Consider the following 2,222-nt stretch of genomic DNA (forward strand, 5'->3'; position numbering starts at 1 on the left):
TTTGAGAAAAAGATTTTAAAAGATATAGACAGAGAATCAACCCCTATCATCACCCAAACCGACATACTCGACATCACTTATAACAAATATATCGCAGTAGAGCTAAATCCACACAAACAAGATGATGAGATACAAGTAGGCAAACTCAAAGGCGAATTCTCCCCACTCCAAGCTAAACGCTTCTTTGAACGCTACGATCTTGTAGAGCATCAACCAAATACTACTTCGGGATTCTCTGCTACTTTATTCCAAGAAAAAGAAACTCAAGAGCTTATCTTTGCTATACGAGGCACTGAATTAAGTAAAATAAGTCAAATCTATAAAGATGTAGTGAAAGCTGATTTGAAATATCTAGCACTTGGTAAAGTTCCACTAGAACAATATGATGATATGATACAATTCTATGAAACTTGTGCTCTCTCCTATCCCCAAATAAAAAGCTCTCTCACTCTCACAGGGCATTCTCTTGGTGGTTGTCTAGCACAATTACTTGCGTTAAGCCTATGTGATGATAAAGATAGAAATAATATTAAAGCTTTATATACTTATAATGCACCTGGAGCAAGTGCATTATACCCACCATATTTTGCTATTTTCGATATTGCCAAATATCCACATGGATCAAAGCGACATTTTTATGTAGAAATAAGAGATATGCTATTTCATAATACACAAGGGACCCATTACGAACATTTAAGCAAATCAAGCCAATTTGCAAAAATGTTAGAACTAACATTTGATAAATGTTACAATGAGCAAGAGAGATACCTTGATAAAGTATATGGCATAGAATTATTAAATACAGGTGGACACACTCTTTCAGGATTCATTCCACAAATCACTAGGCTTAATGAAATTTATTATAATAAATCAAGAATGCCTTATTACCAAATGTTGCTAGAAAATTTTACAAAATATATACAATGTGAAATGGAAAATAAGAAAAAAGAAAAGAAAGAAGAGAAAAAAGCATACAAACTCTCCATTCAAGATTCTATCTATCATTGTGAATCAAGTAATAATGAATACAAAAATGAATGGTATATGGGCTCTCCTATATCAAAACTAGGGATTAAACTAGGATTACACCAAGACAATCAATATAGTGATACAACAATACTTCATACTATCACAACAGCTAAAGGTATCACAGGTGATCACTCCATTATCCCCCTCACTCAAACTCTCTACCTCTACTCCTATCTTTTAGAATTAGATTCTAATCATAACAAAGTCAAAGATAAAAGTTTATATGAGTGTATAGCGTATTGTAATGCTTTTAATAAGAATCTTGAGACTTATACCAATACTTTTATCCTTACTAAAATCAACAAGGGTAATAAAACGCAATACAATATCAATACTATGCACTCTAGTCCTCTATTTTTTATAGCAGCTATAAATCAATTATTAAGTAAAGAACCAGAGGAAATAGGACATTTACCATTTATCTTATCTCTCATCAATTCAAAGATATACAATACGATAACTCTAAGGCAAGATGAGAATAAATACAATCACCCCACTATCCCTAAAGAATCCATAATAGACTTTATCATCACACTTTCAAATGATGGATACTATATCAAAATCTTAGATAAAAAAGACTTTGCTACATTAAGAAAAGAATGTGAGTATATCAATGATATAAATAATGTAGGATACAAAGCTTGTCTTGCAGAATATAGAAACTTTATCATCATAGATAAAAATAATCAAACAATAGAAAACAAAGACAATCTAGGTTCAATCTATGGATATAATTCAAGTGTATATAGAGCAATACATAATAAGTGGTGTGAAATCTCATTAGGAAGTCATTGCAAAAGCATACAAGGCTTATACTTTGAGGGTAAAGCAACAATGATAGCAGTTAAAGCATAAGGAAACAAGAATGTTAGAGAATGGTTTTTATATCTCTATACACAAAGAAAAACAAATAGTTCATATCAACTGCATAGACAGCACAACCCTAGATTGTAAAACAATACATAATACAATCTTAGAATCTCTAAGAGATAATGAAAGCTATCAAGATATAAGCTTGCAAGATTTATATAACTATGAAATATATGTATTTTTAGATTCTATATTACTAAATGGCTCAAAAGAAATAGAATCTCATCCTTTATACTTTGGGGAGATAGATAAAGAAGGAGTGTTTGTAGAATCTAAACCCATGTATTACTTACAAGGTGGAGAGGATATAGATTCTGTCATTG

Annotated in this window: 1 protein-coding gene and 1 pseudogene; both read left to right on the forward strand. The window is 31.2% G+C overall.

Translation table 11 applies throughout. From position 1 onward, the window contains the following. Window positions 1–1,884, forward strand: a 1,884-nt coding sequence (locus CQA53_RS13430; protein ID WP_245945907.1) for a lipase family protein, incomplete at its 5' end; no start/stop codon positions are given. Between the two features lie 10 nt (window positions 1,885–1,894). Beyond that, window positions 1,895–2,222: pseudogene (locus CQA53_RS10990) on the forward strand (hypothetical protein); the annotation flags it as partial.

Source organism: Helicobacter didelphidarum (assembly GCF_003364195.1).
Classification (GTDB): domain Bacteria; phylum Campylobacterota; class Campylobacteria; order Campylobacterales; family Helicobacteraceae; genus Helicobacter_A; species Helicobacter_A didelphidarum.